Source organism: Streptomyces sp. NPDC059850 (genome assembly GCF_042731515.1).
In the GTDB taxonomy this organism is placed as follows: Bacteria; Actinomycetota; Actinomycetes; order Streptomycetales; family Streptomycetaceae; genus Streptomyces.
The window spans coordinates 13,524-30,051 of record NZ_JBHWJI010000030.1 but is presented as its reverse complement, the minus strand read 5'-3'; the positions used below and the strand labels follow the sequence as shown (position 1 = coordinate 30,051).

The window sequence follows — 16,528 nt, the reverse complement described above, 5'->3', positions numbered from 1 at the left end:
CACGCTTTCGGGTGCGGAGCGCGGGGAGGATTCGCATGGGTGACTTCGGCGTCATCGCCGACGTCTCGACGGTCATCGTGGAGACCCTGACCCAGTCCTTGCGCGGGCTCAGCCAGGTGGAACCGCCGATCGCGGAACTCAACGATCTCTCCGAGACGGTGCAGACACCGCCGCCGAAACTCACCGTGTTCCTTTACGAGATCGCCGAGGACCCCACCTCGCGCAACCGGCCACCGGTGCGCTCCCAGCCGCCCGACCCGCCGGTCACCCGCAAGCCGCCGATGGCGCTGCTGCTGCGGTACCTCGTCACCCCCTGGGGCGGCGACCAGGAGACCCAGCACCGGATGCTCGGCCGGGCGATGCAGACGTTCTACGACGACGCGATCCTGGACGGCGTCCAGCTGTCCGGCAGCCTCGCGGCGAGCACCGACTCGCTGCACCTCAGCCTGACCCCGCTCACCCTCGACCAGAAGTCCTGGGTCTGGTACGCGATCCAGAAGCCGTACCGGCTCTCGCTGAACTACGAGGTCCGCGTCGTCAACCTGGACTCCGCCACCGCGACGGCGGTCCGCCCGGTGCAGAACCGGGTCATCAGCGGGGCGGCGACGCCATGAGCCGTTTCAGACCGCTGGAGCGATCCACGCTCCACAGCCCCGCCTGGTTCATCCCGTACGACGACTACGCCCGGCGGGTGCGCGGCGCCGGGGTGACCGTTCAGCTGGACCGGTTCGAGGACGGCGAGTGGCTGCCGCTGGACGACGCGGCGGTCCGTACCCCCAGCGCCGCCTTCGCCTACCCGGGGCTCGGCCGGTGCGCCGAGCCGTGGGCGGCCCCGACCCGGCGCCACCGGGCCCGCTTCGCGGCCGCCGGATACCAGCCGCTGTACCCGGCCGACGGCGAGCCGTTCTCGTCGGGTCTGGTGGGCGTCGAGTTCCTGGTGCACCCGTACGATCACGCCCACCCGCCCGCGGTGGCGACCGCGCCGCGGCTCGTCCGGCTGCTGCCGGGCGTCTCGTTCCCCTATCCGCCGGGTGTGCGCACGGTGCACGGCGCCGTGGTCGACGCGGCCACCGCCGCGCCGGTCGCGGGCGCGCTGGTGGAGGCCGAGGGGCACACCAGCCGGGACCTGACGCCCTGGCACGAGCGCACCCTGTCCGACGCCACGGGCGCCTTCCGGCTGGCCCTGCGGTGGGAGGGCGAGAAGGCCGGTGAACACGCCGTCGAGGAGACCTTCCAGCTGCGGGCCACCGAGCGGCCGGGCAGGTCCGGATCGCTGGTCGTGCGGCTGCCCCAGGACGCCGAGCGCCGGCACGTCATAGAGATCCGCGAGAGTTGAGGAGCCGTCCATGGCGGAGTATCTGAGCCCCGGGGTCTACATCGAGGAGATCGATGCGGGCCCACGGCCGATCGCGGGGGTGAGCACCAGTACGGCCGGTATGGCCGGGGTCACCGTGCGCGGCCCGTACAGCGGCAAGCCCAAGCTGGTCACCAACTTCCTGGAGTTCCAGAACACGTTCGGCGGATTCGTCCCCGAGCCCGACCCGCTCGTCCGGGACACCTGGGCGGGCGATCCGGCCGAAGGCGGCCGCTGGTGGCTGTTCCCGCTGGCGGTCAAGGGCTTCTTCGACAACGGCGGCCAGCGCCTGTACATCAAGCGCGTCGCCAGCAGGCAGGCGACACCGGCCTCGGGCGTCCTGGGCCACGGCCTGGTGTCCCCGGTCGCCGGTGACGCCGCCAAGGGCGCCACCCGCCTGGAACTCGGCCACCTCATCGGGTTCACCGGCGTCGGGCAGCAGATCCAGATCTTCCGCGGCGACGACCAGCAGGCGATCCACACCGCCGGTGTCGCCGCCTACGACGCGACCGCCCGCCGCATCGAACTGGACGCGGCGCTGCCCGCGGAGGTCAGGACGGCACGCGGCGACTATGCGCAGATCGGGACGCGCGACACGGAAGAGACGCTGGAGTTCAGCGCCGTCAGCCCCGGCTCGTGGGGCGGCGCCGTCCAGGTGCGGATCCAGCCGATGGCCTCGGCCGCGCTGCCGGTGCTGCCGGAGCCGCAGGAGGGCGCGCTGTTCGTCACGCAGCTGGCCGCCGACGCCGCCGCGGACAGCGAGACGGTCGAGGTCGCCGCGCGGACCGGGCTCGACCCCGACGACCTGCCCGCCGAGGTGTGGGTGCAGATCGGCTCCGGCCGGTTCAAGGTCCAGGTCAGCCAGCCCGCCGACGGGAAGGTGACGCTGACCCTGCCGTCCGGCACCTCCCACGCCGCGTGGCGCCGAGGGCTGCTGGTGCGCCGGGTGCGCCGGGGCAACACCTCGGCGGGCCCGACGCTGCGGGTCGGCGGGGCGAGCAGGCTGTACGAGGGCGCAGTGGTCCAGCTCGACGACGGCACCAACCTGACCGTCCGCACGGTCGAGTCGGTCACCGCGGACGTCGTCACCCTCGACGGGAACGTGCCCGGGACGCTGTTCGAGACCGACCGGCTGCATCTGGTCGAGGCGCGGGTCGACGCCCGGTTCACCGACCCCTCGGGAGCGGTGGTGACGGAGTCGTACCCGGGCCTGCGGCTCACCGGCGACGCGCCGTCGAACCTGGTGACCACCCTGGCCGGCCGCTCCCAGCTGGTGCGCGCGACCGCGCTGTCCGGCCTGTCCACCGACCCGGCGAAGTTCCCCGTGCCCGCGGTCGGCTCCTGGCTCACCCTGGCGGACGGCGACGACGCCTACGGAACCCTGAGCGTGGCCGACTTCGTCGGCGAGGACGGCGGCAGCGGCAAGCGCACCGGGATCGCCTCGCTGGAGGACATCGACGAGGTGGCCGTGTGCGCGGTGCCCGGAGTCTGGTCAGGGACCGTCGAATCGGCCCTGGTCACCCACTGCGAACTGCTGCGGGACCGGTTCGCGATCCTCGATCCGCAGGACGGCCTGGACACCGAGGGCATCCAGGCGTTCCGCGAGCCGTTCGACACCAAGTACGCGGCGCTCTACCACCCGTGGCTGGTCACCCGCGACCCGTCGACGGGCCGCGACACCGAGGTGCCGCCGTCGGGCCACATGGCCGGGATCTACGCCCGCACGGACGTCGAGCGCGGAGTGCACAAGGCACCGGCGAACGCGGTCATCCGCGGCATCCGGCTGACCGACGGCATCGCCCAGGACGTCACCAAGCGCCATCAGGACCTGCTCAACCCCAAGGGCATCAACGCGCTGCGGTTCTTCCCCGGAATGGGCCACCGGGTGTGGGGCGCGCGCACGCTCTCCTCGGACAGCTCGTGGAAGTACGTCAGCGTCCGGCGGCTCTTCCTCTACCTGGAGGAGTCCATCGACGAGGGCACCCAGTGGGTGGTGTTCGAGCCTAACGACGAGGCGCTGTGGGCCCTGGTCCGGCAGACGGTCACCAACTTCCTGACCACCGTGTGGCGCAGCGGCGCGCTCGCGGGCACCACCGCCGACGAGGCGTTCTTCGTCGCCTGCGACCGCACCACCATGACCGAGGACGACCTGGCCAACGGCCGTCTGATCTGCGTCATCGGCGTCGCGCCGGTCTTCCCGGCGGAGTTCGTCATCTTCCGGATCCAGCAGAAGACCCGCGAGTCCCAGCTCGCCTGAGCGCCCGACCGAGGACTGAGGAGAGGCCACCATGCCGCCCGTCACCAGGGACGATCCCTACGCGTCATATAACTTCCAGATCATCGTGACCAACGTCAGCGACGACGGGGTCGCGGTGAGCGGGTCCTTCACCGAGGTGAGCGGTCTTGAGCTGGAAATCCCGCCGATCGAGTACCGCACCGGGAGCGAGGACATCACCGTCCGCAAGATCCCGGGGCTGAAGAAGTTCACCAACCTCACCTTCAAGCGCGGCGTCACCGGCCACGTCGGCTTCTGGAACTGGATCGTCGAAGCGCTCAACGGCAAGGTACGGCGCACCTCCGGGTCGATCGTGCTGCTCGACGAGAACCGCCAGGAGGCCATGCGCTGGAACTTCGACCGGGGCTGGCCGACCAAGTACACCGGCCCGACGCTCAGCGCCACCAAGAACGAGATCGCCATGGAGACCCTCGTCCTGGCGGTCGAGAAGCTGGAGATCGACGCCTGACATGACCGGCGAAGCGCTTCCCGGCGTATCCCTGACGTCCGCACCCCGTGACCCGGGCACGGAGCCGCTGCGCACGGACGTTGCGGCGTTCCTGGGCCGGCTCCGCCGGGGCCCGGTCGGCACTCCCGTGCGCGTGGAGAGCTGGAACGACGTCGTGGCCGCCTTCGGACCGCCGGAGGGCGCCTTCGCCACCCCGTACGCCCTGCGCGGCTTCTTCGAGAACGGCGGCCGTACCGCCTGGGTGATCCGCGTGTCCGGGCCCGCGATCACGGCCCGGACACCGTGGGAGGCCGGACCTTTACGCGGGCTGGCCGCCACCGGCTTCCAGGTGGTGGCCACCAGCCCCGGCGCCTGGGCCAACGGCGCGCGCGTCGCCATCCGTTACCAGGCCAGCACGGTCGCCGGACCGCCCACCGTGGGCGTACGGGTCATGCTGCCCGGCGAGCCGCCCGAGACCTTCCCCGGGCTGCCGCTGGCCGAGGTGGCCGACCGGCTGGCCGCGTCCCGCTACATCCGGCTGCTCCCGGACGGCCCGCCACCGCCGGCTGGACCGCCCGGCCCGATCACCGCGTCCTGGGACCTCACCCTCACCGGCGGCACCGACGCGGCGCCCGCCCGCGACGCGTACACCGCCGCCCTGACCGTACAGGCCGAGCTGCCGGAACCGGCGCTGGTGGCGCTGCCGGACCTCGGCACCGATCTGTCCGGCACCGCCCACACCGATGTGGTGCTCGAACTGCTGCGTGGCATCGAGCCGTTGCACGACCGCCTCGCCGTCCTGGACGTACCGCCCCGGCTGTCCTCCGTGGACGAGGCGGTGAGCTGGGTGGGCGCCCTGGCGGCCACCGGCGACAGCGGGCTCCTCGGCTGCGCCGCCGTCTACCACCCGCCGCTGCGCGTCCCCGACGGGCACGAGCTGCGGACCGTCCCGTCCTCCGGACACGTCCTCGGCGTCATCGCCCGCCTCGACGGCGAGCGCGGCGCCCACCACACGCCCGCGAACGCCGTCATCCTGGAGGCGGTCGACCTCGCGGCCGAATACCCGGAACCGCAGCAGGTCCGGCTGTTCGACGCCGGGATCGACCTGATCCGCTGCACCCGGGGGCGGGGGCTGATGGTGTGGGGCGGGCGCACCCTGTCCGCCGACCCGCGCACCCGCTACATCGCCCACCGCAGGCTGGTGCACCTGCTGGTGCGGGCCATCCGGCGGGCGGCGGGCCCGCTGGTGTTCGACGTCAACTCGCCCGAGCTGCGGCTGACCCTCGTGCGGGCGCTGACCTCCGTACTCCTGGCGGCCTTCCGCGCCGGTGCGCTCGCCGGTGACCGGCCCGAGCAGGCGTTCCGGGTGGTGTGCGACGACACCAACAACCCGCCAGAACAGGACCCGGGGCAGCTGGTCTGCGAGATCGAGGTCGCCCCGGCCGTCCCCATGGAGTTCATCCGGCTCCGTCTCGTACTCGGCCAGGACCGAGACCTGGAGGTAATCGAGGCATGACCCTGGATCCCCTGCCCAAATACCGCTTCCTGGTCACCCTCGACCCCGGCGACGCCTATCTGCCGCCCGCGCAGGCACTGCTGCTGCCCCTGGCCGCGTCCGGCGCGTTCCAGGAGGTCACCGGGCTCGGCGCGCAGCTGGAGGTGACCAGCTACCCGGAGGGCGGCCGCAACGACTCGGTCCACCAGCTGCCGCTGCGCCACTCCTGGAACCGGATCACGCTCAAGCGCGGCGTGGTCCGCGACCCCGGGCTGTGGTCCTGGTACCAGGCCGGGCTCGCCGACTCGCTGGGCGCCCGCCGCGACGGCGCGGTCATCGTGCTCGGCCCGGACGGGGTGCCCGGCGCGGCCTGGGCCTTCCACGGCGGGCTCGCCGCCAAGTGGAGCGGCCCGGACCTGCACGCGGAGCAGAACGCGATCGCCGTCGAGTCGCTGGAGATCGCCCACGAGGGGCTGACGAAGGTCCTGCAGGACGCCGCGGCGAACGCCCTGTCGCGTCTGAGCCCGGGGAGGTGACCGGCGTGCCGAAGGTGACCATCCACCACTTGGAGGTCCGGTTCCAGGTCGACGGCGACGACGGCGCCGTCTTCACCCGCCTGTTCAACAAGCACATCCAGGCCTGGGCGAAGCTGTACGAGGACCAGTGCGCCCGCGCCGAGCACACCAGGGCCGAACGACGCTTCGGCGACGGGGAGGTGCCGCAATGAGCGTGACACCCGTGTCCTTCGCGAGCCAGGGCGCCGCCCGGGCCCGCTTGGAGATCGTCCGCCCGGTGATCGCCGACGAGCGGAAACGGCGGATCCCGCTGCGGTTCAACCCCACCGACTACAAGCTCAGCAAGAGCAACACGTTCGCCGAGATCACCATCCCCGGCCTGGAGACCCCGCCACTCCAATACGTGCGCGGCGGCACCGAAACCCTCACGGTCCAGGCCCTGGTGGACACCTCCGACACCCTGGAGAACGTACGCACCGCCTACGTCAACGCGCTGCGCGACCTGCTGCGCCCCGACAGCCGCGAACACGCGCCACCGGTCGTCCGCTTCGTCTGGGACGAGGAGGTCTTCACCGGCGTGGTGGAGAAACTCGACGTCAACTACCAGCTGTTCCGGCCGGACGGGGTGCCGCTGCGCGCCATGCTGGACCTCTCGCTCAAGGAGTTCCGTACCGCCGCCGTCCAGGTCGCCGAGACCCCGCGCTCCTCGCCCACGGTCGAGAAGAGCTATGTGGTGCGCCGAGGCGACACGCTCAGCTCCATCTCGGCCGCGCTGTACCGGCGGCCCGACGCCTGGCGGGAGCTGGCGCGCGCCAACGGCATCAGCGACCCGCGCGACCTGCGGCCGGGCCGGGTGCTGACCGTGCCCCGGCTGCCGTGAAGGGGGCCCGATGAGCACCCCGGCACCCGAGGTCGCGTCGCCCGACCGGTACGCGCCCGAGTTCGATGTGCGCATCGAGGGCCTGGAGGTGGACCCGTCCACCAAGAACGACATCATCGACATCAAGGTGAACCGGGACATCGACGAGATGTCCGGGTTCGACCTCACCCTGAACAACTGGGACGACGCCAACCTGCGGTTCAAGCACAGCGATTCGCCGAGCTTCCGGCTCGGCGGCCGGGTCTCGGTCCGGCTCGGCTACGCCGACAAGCTGCTCACCGTCGCCACCGGGACCATCTCCACGCTCAGCCCGAAGTTCACCGATGCCGCCTCGCCCACCGTGCAGGTCAGCGGCGTGGACGGGCTGCTGCGGCTGAAGGACCGCAAGCCCACCGAGAACGAGACCAAGACCTACCGCAATCTGCCCGACTGGCGCATCGCCGAGCAGATCGCCCAGCGCAACCACCTGCGCATCGAGGTCACCAGGGAAGGGCCCACCCACGACCTGGTGGTGCAGAAGAACCAGGACGACGCCACGTTCCTGCTGGAGCGGGCCAAGCGGCTGGACTTCGACTGCTACATCCTCCCCGACCCGAAGACCGGCGAGGACACGCTGTACTTCATCAAGCCGACCGACGGCCGCGACGGCCGCCCGATCCGGCTGTACCGGCTGGCGTATGCGCCGGGGCTGAGCACCGGCCCCACCGGCCAGCCCGCGGGACTCATCCCCAACCTGATCGAGTTCACCCCGACGCTGACGGTGTCCCAGCAGGTCAGCAAGGTCACCGTGCGCGGCTGGGACCCCCGCACCAAGCAAGCCATCGCCTTCACCGCCACTGCCGAGAACCTTCCCGCCGGGCAGAACACGGCCGATGGACAGAGCGGCCCGCAGGTCGCCGAGTCCACCCTGCAGGGCCGCCAGGAGGTCATGGTCGACGCGCCGGTCGGCAGCGATCAGGAGGCCCGCGAACTGGCGATCAGCCTGCTGCGCGAGCGGGCGTACGAGTTCATCACCGCCACCGGCAAGGTGGCCGGACTGCCCGAGCTGCGCCCCGGCGACAACCTGGAGATCTACGGCCTGGGCCGCCGCTTCTCCGGCACGTACTTCGTCAAACGGGTGGAGCACACGCTCAACTCCAGTGGTTTCTTCACGCAGTTCACCGGACGGCGGATCCATCAGGGGGACCAGTGACCATGAGGGGCACGCCACGCGCCCGCTCCACCGACAAGCGCTACTACGGCGTGGTCGAGGCGCTCGTCGTGGAGAACGAGGGCGACGACGAGGGCCAGGTCAAGCTGAAGTTCCCGTGGTTCGACGACACCACCGTCACCGACTGGGTCCGGGTCAGCCAGCTGTACGCGGGCAACGGCTACGGCTCGGTGTTCGTACCCGAGAAAGGCGACGAAGTGCTCGTCGCCTTCGTCCACGGCGACATGCGCTACCCGATCGTCCTGGGCGGCCTCTACAACGGCGCGGACAAGCCGCCGACCGCCCGCACCGACGGCCGCGACCAGAAGACCATCCGGACCAAGCACGGCCACCAGGTGCTCCTGGACGACACCGAGTCCCAGGCCGCCGTACGCATCACCTCCGCAGCCGGACACGTGGTGGAGCTGGACGACCAGGGCAAGACGATCAAGATCACCGCGGCCGAGGGCGGCAGCGTCACCGTCACCGCCCAGGGCGACATCACCCTCAAAGCGCCCAAGGTGACCGTCGATTCGCCCTCCGTCGACCTCGGCGGCGGCGCCACCGAACCCCTCGTCCTCGGCAACGCGCTGCTCCAGGCGTTCAACACCCACACCCACCCCTCCGCCGCCGGGCCGACCGGCCCGCCGACGCCGCCACTCACCCCGGCCGTGCTGGCCAAGAAGGCGAGGACGGCATGAGCGAGGAATTCCTCGGCACCGGGTGGCGGTTCCCGATCCTGCCCGACGCGTCCGGGCGGCTCGGCTACGCCACCGGCGAGGAGAGCATCGAGCACTGTCTGCGGGTGCTGCTGCTCACCGGCACCGGCGAGCGCGTCATGCGGCCCGAACTGGGCACCCGCGCCCATGAGTTGCTGTTCGCGCCGGGCAGTGTGCAGAACCTGCGCGACCTGGAACACTCGATCGCCGCCGCCGTCCGCGACCACGAGCCGCGCGTGGACCTGGAAGAGGTCCGCGCCGAGGCCGACCCGGCCGACGAATCGCGGATCACCGTCTCCGTCGTCTACCGCATCCGGCGCAGCAACACCAAGGCCAACCTGGTGTTCCCGTTCTACACCGGGCTGACCGACCTCACGGGCTCCACCGGCCTCACCGGGGGGACGTCATGACCCTGCCCGCGCCCAAGCTGGACGACCTCACCTGGGCCGACATGATGGCGGCCATCCGCCGCCGCATCCCCGCCGAGTCCGACGGCACCTGGACCCTGCACGCGCCCGTCGACCCCGGCGTCACCCTCCTCGAACTCTTCGCCTACCTCCTCGAACAGCGGCTGTACTGGCTCGACCAGGTGCCGGACGCGCTCGTCGTCGCCATACTGCGCCTCCTCGGCCTCGAACCCCCGCGCCCCGCCCGCCCCGCCGCCACCGTGCTGCGCCTCGCCGCCCGGCAGGAGGACACCGACGTACCCGTGGTCCCCGCCGGGACCGCGCTGACCCGCGACCCCACCGGCCGGATCGTCTTCACCCTCGACGACGAGGTGGCCGTCCTGCCGCTCGCCGAGGGCGGCGAGATCACCGTGTGGACCGACCGCGACCGCACGGCGGACCTGCGGGCCCGGCGCGGCATCGCCCTGCTCGCGAGCGACGGCGCCCCGGCCGAGGCCCGGTTCACCCTCCCGCTCACCGGGGCGCACCCCGCGCCCGGCCCGATCGGCCTGCTGATCGAGCTGGACGCGCCCGCCGCGTCCGTACCGTCGTGGCTGCCGGGCGCGGCCGACGGGGTGCCGCCGCCCGCCGAGCTGACCTGGTCCTGGTTCCGGCCGGGTACGGACATCACCGGCGGCTTCGAGAAGGTCGAGGACGGCACGGCCGGGCTCCGCCGCTCCGGCGTCGTGCGGCTGCATCCCCCGGCCGACTGGACCACCGAGGACAGCGGGCTGCTGCTGTCGACCCCGGCCGCCACCTACGCGGCCCCGCCCCGGCTCCTCCAGCTCGCCGTCAACGTGTCCGCCGCACACCACCGCACCCACCGCACCGCGAGCGGCGCCGACCTCCACGAGCAGATCACCGCCTGGCTCCGGCTGCCCGGACAGCATCTCGTCCTGCCGGACGCCGCCGACCGCCTCCTGGAGGCCGCGCTGAGCCTGGCGGGCCAGGAGTGGCAGCCGGTCCCGGACTTCACCTTCGGCGCACCGGCCGACCGGACCTTCGTGCTCGACCGGGCCGAAGGCGCGCTGGTGTTCGGCGACGGACTCACCGGGCGCATCCCCCGCCCCGACCCGGACGTGCGGGTCGCGTACGTCACCGGCGGCGGCCGGGACGGCAACGGCGGCATGACCGGCAACTGGCTCCCGGCCGAGGACATCCCGGCAGCGGGAGCGGTATCGGCCGCCAACCTCGTACGGGCCGAAGGCGGCGCGGACCCGGAGACGATTCCCCAGGCGCGCCAGCGCGCGGCCGCCTCCCTCGGCGAGGTGACCCGCGCCGTCACCGCCGACGACTTCGTCACCCTCGCCCGTACGACCCCGGGCGTCGCCGTCGCCCGCGCCTACCCGGCCCTCGGCAGCCACCCCGGCTTCCCGTGCGCCACGGTGCCCGGCGCGGTGACCGTCCACATCGTCCCCGCCGCACCCCGGGACGACCTCGGCCGCGAGGACTTCGTGGCCGCGCCCGTACCCGACCCGGGCATGCTGCGCGCGGTCGCCGCCCGCCTGGAAGCGGCGCGGCTGCTCACCTCCGAGATCTTCGTCCGCGCGCCCCGCTACCGCGATGTCGCCCTGCGCGTCGACCTGTCCGGCGACCCGGCCGACCGCACCCGCGTGTCCGCCGTCGTCACCGAGGCGCTGCGCCGCTTCCTCGACCCGCTGGCGGGCGGCGACGACCAGGATGGCTGGCCCTTCGGACAGCCACTGCGCCCCTCGGCCTTGCTGCGCGCCGCGCAGCGGGCGCTGGGCGACCTCGCGGACATCGCCGCCGTCGCGATCGGTCTCGACGGAGCCGAAGCGGCCGAGACATGCGACGAAGTTCCCCTCGGCGCCGGGGAGTTGCCTGTTCTGCGCACGGTCCGCACCCGGATCGTGCCCGCCGTCGAACCGGGGGAGGGGCTGACATGACCGGCGACGTGTGGTGGGAGCGGGACGCCCGCGAAGAGGAGCGGGCGGACGGGCGGACCGTGCCAGGACCCGGGCCGACCGGCGTCCAGCCCGAACTCGTCGACGCGACCCGCGAGGCGGTCCGTACCGCCGTACGCGGCCGCATCGCGGGCTACACCCCGGACTGGACCGACCCCGACCGGCAGGACGCCGGGGTCGCGCTCGTCCGCCTCTTCGGCACCCTCGCCGAACCCGTACTCGGCCGCGTCAACCGGCTGCCGGAGAAGGTGCTCGCCGACCACCTGGCCACGGCGGGCGTGCGGCGGCGCCCGCCCGGCGCGGCGGCCGCGCTCCTGGAGTTCACCGTCAACCCGCCCGACGGCTCCTCCGTGCTCGTCCCCGCCGGGTTCCAGAGCGCCGCCTCCACCCCGGCCGGGCAGGTCGTCTACGAGACGGACCAGGACCTCTACGCCACCCCGGCGACCCTCGGCGCCCTCGCCGTCCAGGAGTCCGGACGGCTGGAGACCCTGCCGCTGGGGCCGTCCGGGCCCAGCCGCCCCTTCGCGCCCTTCGGCCGGGACCCCGAACCCGGCAACGGGCTGTGGATCGGACTCGCCGGACCGGCCGGACCCTACCCGCGGCTCTCCCTGGGCTTCGTGGTCGTCGCCGCGCCGCCCGCGCCCGCGGCCTCCGGCGGGCTCGTACCCCTGCCGCTGCCGCCCGCGCCGCTGTTGCGCTGGGACGTCCTGGACGGCACCCGGCTCGTCCCCGCCGAGGTGCTGCGGGACTCCACGGCCGGGCTCAGCGCGAACGGCACCGTCGAGCTGAGGGTGCCGCGCTCATGGCAGCCGGGCAGCCCGCCCGGCACCCGGCCCCGCCCCCTGCTGCGCTGGCTGCGGCTGCGCATCGCCCACGGCGCCTTCCCCGGAACCGCGCCCGTCCTGTCCGGGCTGCGGCTCAACGTGGTCACCGCCACCGCCGCCCGCACCATCCGCGACGAGCCGCTGCAGCCCGTCCAGGACGCCGCGGCGACCGGGCGGCGGCGCATGAAGCTCAGCCAGGTGCCCATCCTCGCCGGGTCGGTGGTCATCGAGGTGGACGACGACACGGGCGGCGACGTGTTCGGCACCAGCGCGGGTACCAGCGCCGGAACCTCCAGCCGGTGGCGCGAGGTGGAGAGCCTGGCCGGATACGGCGCCGACGACCGGGTGTTCACCGTGGACCACGACACCGGCGAGGTGACCTTCGGGGACGGCGTCAACGGCGCGGCCGTCCCGCCCGGCTTCCGCAACGTCCGCGCCGTGCGCTACCGCGTGGGCGGCGGCAGCGCGGGCGCCGTACGGGCGGGAGCCGTCAGCGGAGTGGTGACCGCGCTGCCGTTCGTCACCGGCGTGGCCAACCCCTTCCCGGCCTCCGGCGGAACCGACGCCGAACCCGACGCCGACGCCATGCGCCGAGGCGTCGGCGAACTGCGGGCCCGTGGCCGGGCCGTGGCCCCCGCCGACTACGGGCAGCTCGCCCTCCGCGCGCCCGGCGCCTCGGTGGCCCGCGCCCGGGGCGTGCCCGGACTGCACCCCGACTTCGCCGGGGCGCCGATCCCCGGCGTCGTCGGAGTCCTCGTCGTACCGCCCGTACCGCCGGACGGCGACACGGGCGATCCGCCCGTCCCCACCGCCGCGACCCTGCGGGCCGTCGCCGACTTCCTGTCCCGTGAGGCCGCCCCCGCCGGGGTCACCGTGGTGGCCGCCCCCGCGCCGTACCGCCGCGTCGGCGTGGAGTCCTGGGTCACGCTCGACCCGGACCTAGACCGGGCCGCCGTCCTCGCCCGGGCGGGCGACGCGGTACGCACCTATCTGGACCCGCTGCGCGGCGGGGAGGACGGCGCGGGCTGGCCGTTCGGCGGCGCGCTGCGGCACACGGCGCTGGTCCGGGCGCTCCTCGCGGTCGACGGGGTGCTGGCCGTCACCCGGCTCTCGCTGACCGTCGACGGCATGCGCCTGCCGCCCTGCACCGACCACGCTCTCCCGCCCCACACCCTCGTCTGGCCGGAGCGCCCGCTGCTGATCCCGGTAGGAGACCAGCCATGACGTGCACCCCCCACCCCGCGACCTTCCGGCTGCTCGACGCCTACACGGGCTGGGACGAGCAGGAGACGCACGGCACCGTCGGTTTTGACGACCCGTCCGGCCTCCGCCTCGCCTACGGCGGCAGCGTGCCGGAAGGCCCCACCCGCGGCCAACTGCTGCCGTGGTTCCCCGACCCCCGCCTCGCGCCCGGGTGCGGGCCGTGCGCCTGGTACCTCCTCGTCCCCGGTGAGCGGCGGCTGCTGCGCCGCGACGCCTGCGGCGCCTTCACCCCCGTCTGGCCGCCCGGCTGCGACCCCGGCCTGCTGCGCGCCCCGGTCTCGGTCGCCGCGCGCGGACACCGGCTGACCGTGGTGGACTCCGGCCGCGTCCTGGTGTGGCGCCGCGAGGGCGCGCAGCTCGCCGGGGTGATCCGCGCCGAGCGGGCCCGCTGGGCCGCCCCGGCTCCCGGCGACGAGATACTGGTGGCCTGTCAGGGCAGCACGGTCCTGCTGCGGTACGACCAGGCGGGCCGCTTCCGCGGGGTGCTCCGTACCGGAGCGCGCGGCGAGGTCGTCGGCCTGCGCACCGGACCGGAGCGCAGCGTATGGCTGCTCACCGACGACGGCGGACGGCTCACGATCCACCGGGGCGGCCACCGGGGCCCCTTCCGTACCGTCACGGTCGACGAACTGGCCGCCGCCCTGCCGCCGTCCGCGCTCACCTCGGCCGGTGACGACGGGTTCTGCCTGCACGAGCAGGGCCCGGACAGCCCCGCCACCACCTGCTACACCTGGCAGGGCCTGCCCCGGGACCCCGGACCGTCCGCCACCGACGCGTACGAGACCAGCGGTTCGTACGTCACGACCCTGATCGACAGCGGGATCTCGCGGTGCCGCTGGCACCGCGTCCGCGTGGACGCCGACGTGCCCGACGGGACGACGGTCGCCGTGGCCATCGTGGTGAGCGAGGACGGGCGGTACGAGGACAGCGACTGGCAGACCTCGGCCCCGGGCATCACCGACTTCCTCGTCGACCAGCCGCCCGGCCGCTTCCTGCGGCTGCGGCTCCGGCTCCTCGGCGACGGCGCCACGACACCGGTCGTACGCCGGATCCGCCTCGACTTCCCCCGGGCCACCAGCGCCGATCTGCTGCCGCCCGCCTTCCGCCAGGACCCCGCGGCCGACGACTTCACCGAACGCTTCCTGTCCCTGTTCGACGCCACGCTCGCCCAGCTCGACCGGGTCATCGAGCGGTATCCGTCCCTCCTGGACCCCGCCGGGGTACCCGACCGGGTGCTGCCGTGGCTGGCCGGGCTGCTGGGCCTGTCGTTCGAGGCGGGCTGGGACGCCCGCACCCGGCGCGCGCTGCTGGCCGCCGCCCCGGAGCTGTACCGGCGCCGGGGCACACCATGGGCGCTGCGGGAGGCGGTGCGCATCGTGTTCGGCGTGACCCCGGTCATCGACGAGCTGGCGACGGACCGCCGCTGGGCCCACCTGCGCACGGCCATCGGAGGCCCGGGCCAGGGGCCGGGGAAGGACCAAGGGCTGGGCGCCATAAGGCTGTTCGGCCGCTCCGCGAACCGGTTCCGGGTCGGCGGCTCGGCACTGGGCGCGGCGCCGCTGCGCGCGTTCGGCGCCCCCGACAGCGACCCGTTCACCGCGCACGCCCACCGGTTCCGGGTGGCCCTTCCCGCCGGATCGGCGGACGGGACGGCGCTCGCCCGGCTGGTGGAGCGGCAGGCGCCCGCGCACACGGTGGGGTCGGTACGGACCGGCGGCGCGGGGTTCGTGGTCGGGTCGCGGTCCACGGTCGGTGTGGACACCGCGTTCGTCCCGCTGCCCGCGCCCGTACTGGGCGGCGCGCGCCCCCTGCGGCTGAGCCGCGACGGGGTGCTGAGGCCGGGACCAAGAGGATTGCGCCGAGGGGTGGGCGTGGGAGTCGTCTCCGCCGTCGGTGTGCACACACAGGTGTCGTGAGAGGACGGGGCATGACGGAGACAGAGACATCACGGTCAGGCACGGAGGGGTTCGACGCGCCACCGCTGCGCCGACTGCGGTACTTCCACGGCCAGATGCTGGGCGCCCGGGACTTCCAGCGCGAACAGGACTACCACCGCGAGAAGTTGAAGCTGCGCATGCGCGCCCTGCTCGGCTACGGCGTGGTGTGCGGCCTCCACGTGGAACCTGCGCGGCGGGACGAGGACGACTGCCCGCCGGACGACGGCGGGGAAACACCCTCGGTCGAGCAGAGCGGTGCCGAAACCGGTGCCGAAGAAACGCCGCGGCACCACCGGCGCCGGGCCAAGGTGACGATCACCCCCGGCCTCGGCGTGGACTGCGACGGCAACGAGGTCGTGGTGCGCGGCGGCTGCGTCATCGACCTGTGGAAGGCGCTGCCCCCGCACGAACGGGAAACCGACACCGTCTGGGTCGGCGTCGAGTACGCCGAGCGGCCCGTCGAGCCCACCCGCGCCGTCTACAACGACGCCTGCGCGGACACCTCCGACTGCGAGTTCGGCTGGACGGAGGAGTGCTACACAGTGCGGGTCACCGGGTGCGAGCCCCCGGCCGACGAACGCTGCGACACCTGCTGCTCGCCCTGCGAGCACAAGGTGCTCTGGCTGGCCAGGATCGACTGCGTCGACTGGTACGAGCCGGTGCGGTGCGACCAGATCCATATGAACGTACGCCGCGCCTTCGGCCGCCACGTGCCCACCGTGATCACCGGCATCAACTGGATCCACGGATACACCTACACCATCGACGAGGCCAAGGCCCTCCTCGGCACCCAGGATGAGGACGGCGGCCTCGTGGTGCGGTTCTCCTCCGGCGTACGGACCGACACTCTGCGGCCCGGCGTGGTGGAACTCCAGGTGATCGAGGGCGGCAGCGGACGCAACGCCTCCACCTGGTACATGGGCGGCAGGTTCGCCGAACCGGACCTGGAGACCGAAGACGGGTGCGGCGAGTTCACCCAGGAGTTCCGCTACCGCCAGACCACTCGCGAGACGCTGCAGGACGGCGACCGCGTACTGATCACCGTCCGGGCCGCGTTCATCCTCGACCGCTGCTGCCGCCCGGTCGACGGCACCCACGTCGGCGGGCGCGTACCGACCATCGACGACCACAACACCCGGTCGGCCGCGCACGGCGGCGGCTGCGACCTCCCACCCTCGGGCATCGGCCCCTGGACGTCCGGCACCGGAGCGGGCGGGGACGTCTTCGAAAGCTGGTTCTTTGTGAAGGAGCGCTGATC

The 16,528-nt window shown here is 73.4% G+C and carries 15 protein-coding genes; all 15 read left to right on the top strand.

The window, feature by feature from the left end:
• The first annotated feature begins 35 nt into the window (after positions 1-35).
• The 15 genes from ACFV9T_RS24185 to ACFV9T_RS24115 are packed head-to-tail and all read left to right on the top strand — an operon-like array spanning position 36 to position 16,526.
• On the top strand, positions 36-614 hold the full coding sequence (locus ACFV9T_RS24185) for a DUF4255 domain-containing protein (protein WP_385443763.1): 579 nt from the start codon (positions 36-38) through the stop codon (positions 612-614).
• Positions 611-1,336 (top strand): carboxypeptidase regulatory-like domain-containing protein, encoded by a 726-nt coding sequence (locus ACFV9T_RS24180; RefSeq protein ID WP_385443761.1) that lies wholly within the window; start codon positions 611-613, stop codon positions 1,334-1,336. The genes ACFV9T_RS24185 and ACFV9T_RS24180 overlap by 4 nt, the downstream gene beginning before the upstream one ends.
• A gap of 10 nt (positions 1,337-1,346) precedes the next feature.
• Positions 1,347-3,611, top strand: coding sequence for a phage tail sheath family protein (locus ACFV9T_RS24175; RefSeq protein ID WP_385443758.1), 2,265 nt, complete (start codon positions 1,347-1,349; stop codon positions 3,609-3,611).
• Positions 3,612-3,642: 31 nt separating this feature from the next.
• Positions 3,643-4,098 carry a phage tail protein gene (locus ACFV9T_RS24170; protein WP_385443756.1) on the top strand — a complete coding sequence of 152 codons (456 nt, stop codon included), beginning with the start codon at positions 3,643-3,645 and terminating at the stop codon, positions 4,096-4,098.
• A gap of 1 nt (position 4,099) precedes the next feature.
• Positions 4,100-5,593 (top strand): phage tail sheath family protein, encoded by a 1,494-nt coding sequence (locus ACFV9T_RS24165; protein ID WP_385443754.1) that lies wholly within the window; start codon positions 4,100-4,102, stop codon positions 5,591-5,593.
• Positions 5,590-6,108 carry a phage tail protein gene (locus ACFV9T_RS24160; protein WP_385443752.1) on the top strand — a complete coding sequence of 173 codons (519 nt, stop codon included), beginning with the start codon at positions 5,590-5,592 and terminating at the stop codon, positions 6,106-6,108. Before ACFV9T_RS24165 ends, ACFV9T_RS24160 begins: the two co-directional genes overlap by 4 nt.
• Positions 6,105-6,299: a putative phage tail protein gene (locus tag ACFV9T_RS24155; RefSeq protein ID WP_385443750.1), complete on the top strand. Its 195-nt coding sequence runs from the start codon at positions 6,105-6,107 to the stop codon at positions 6,297-6,299. Before ACFV9T_RS24160 ends, ACFV9T_RS24155 begins: the two co-directional genes overlap by 4 nt.
• Complete coding sequence (locus ACFV9T_RS24150; protein ID WP_385443748.1) at positions 6,296-6,967, top strand: LysM peptidoglycan-binding domain-containing protein; 672 nt, start codon at positions 6,296-6,298, stop codon at positions 6,965-6,967. Before ACFV9T_RS24155 ends, ACFV9T_RS24150 begins: the two co-directional genes overlap by 4 nt.
• Positions 6,968-6,977: 10 nt before the next feature.
• Positions 6,978-8,159 (top strand): phage late control D family protein, encoded by a 1,182-nt coding sequence (locus tag ACFV9T_RS24145; RefSeq protein ID WP_385443745.1) that lies wholly within the window; start codon positions 6,978-6,980, stop codon positions 8,157-8,159.
• A 2-nt stretch (positions 8,160-8,161) separates the two neighbouring features.
• Positions 8,162-8,857 (top strand): phage baseplate assembly protein V, encoded by a 696-nt coding sequence (locus ACFV9T_RS24140; RefSeq protein WP_385443743.1) that lies wholly within the window; start codon positions 8,162-8,164, stop codon positions 8,855-8,857.
• Positions 8,854-9,285, top strand: a complete 432-nt coding sequence (locus ACFV9T_RS24135) for a GPW/gp25 family protein (protein ID WP_385443741.1) — start codon at positions 8,854-8,856, stop codon at positions 9,283-9,285. Before ACFV9T_RS24140 ends, ACFV9T_RS24135 begins: the two co-directional genes overlap by 4 nt.
• Entirely contained in the window at positions 9,282-11,228 is a 1,947-nt protein-coding gene (locus tag ACFV9T_RS24130; protein ID WP_385443739.1) for a putative baseplate assembly protein, read from the top strand. The genes ACFV9T_RS24135 and ACFV9T_RS24130 overlap by 4 nt, the downstream gene beginning before the upstream one ends.
• Positions 11,225-13,294 (top strand): putative baseplate assembly protein, encoded by a 2,070-nt coding sequence (locus ACFV9T_RS24125; RefSeq protein WP_385443737.1) that lies wholly within the window; start codon positions 11,225-11,227, stop codon positions 13,292-13,294. Before ACFV9T_RS24130 ends, ACFV9T_RS24125 begins: the two co-directional genes overlap by 4 nt.
• Complete coding sequence (locus ACFV9T_RS24120) at positions 13,291-15,249, top strand: phage tail protein I (RefSeq protein ID WP_385443736.1); 1,959 nt, start codon at positions 13,291-13,293, stop codon at positions 15,247-15,249. Before ACFV9T_RS24125 ends, ACFV9T_RS24120 begins: the two co-directional genes overlap by 4 nt.
• 11 nt (positions 15,250-15,260) lie before the next feature.
• A complete protein-coding gene (locus ACFV9T_RS24115; RefSeq protein WP_385443734.1) occupies positions 15,261-16,526 on the top strand; it encodes a hypothetical protein in 1,266 nt (421 codons plus the stop codon).
• Positions 16,527-16,528 lie beyond the last annotated feature (2 nt).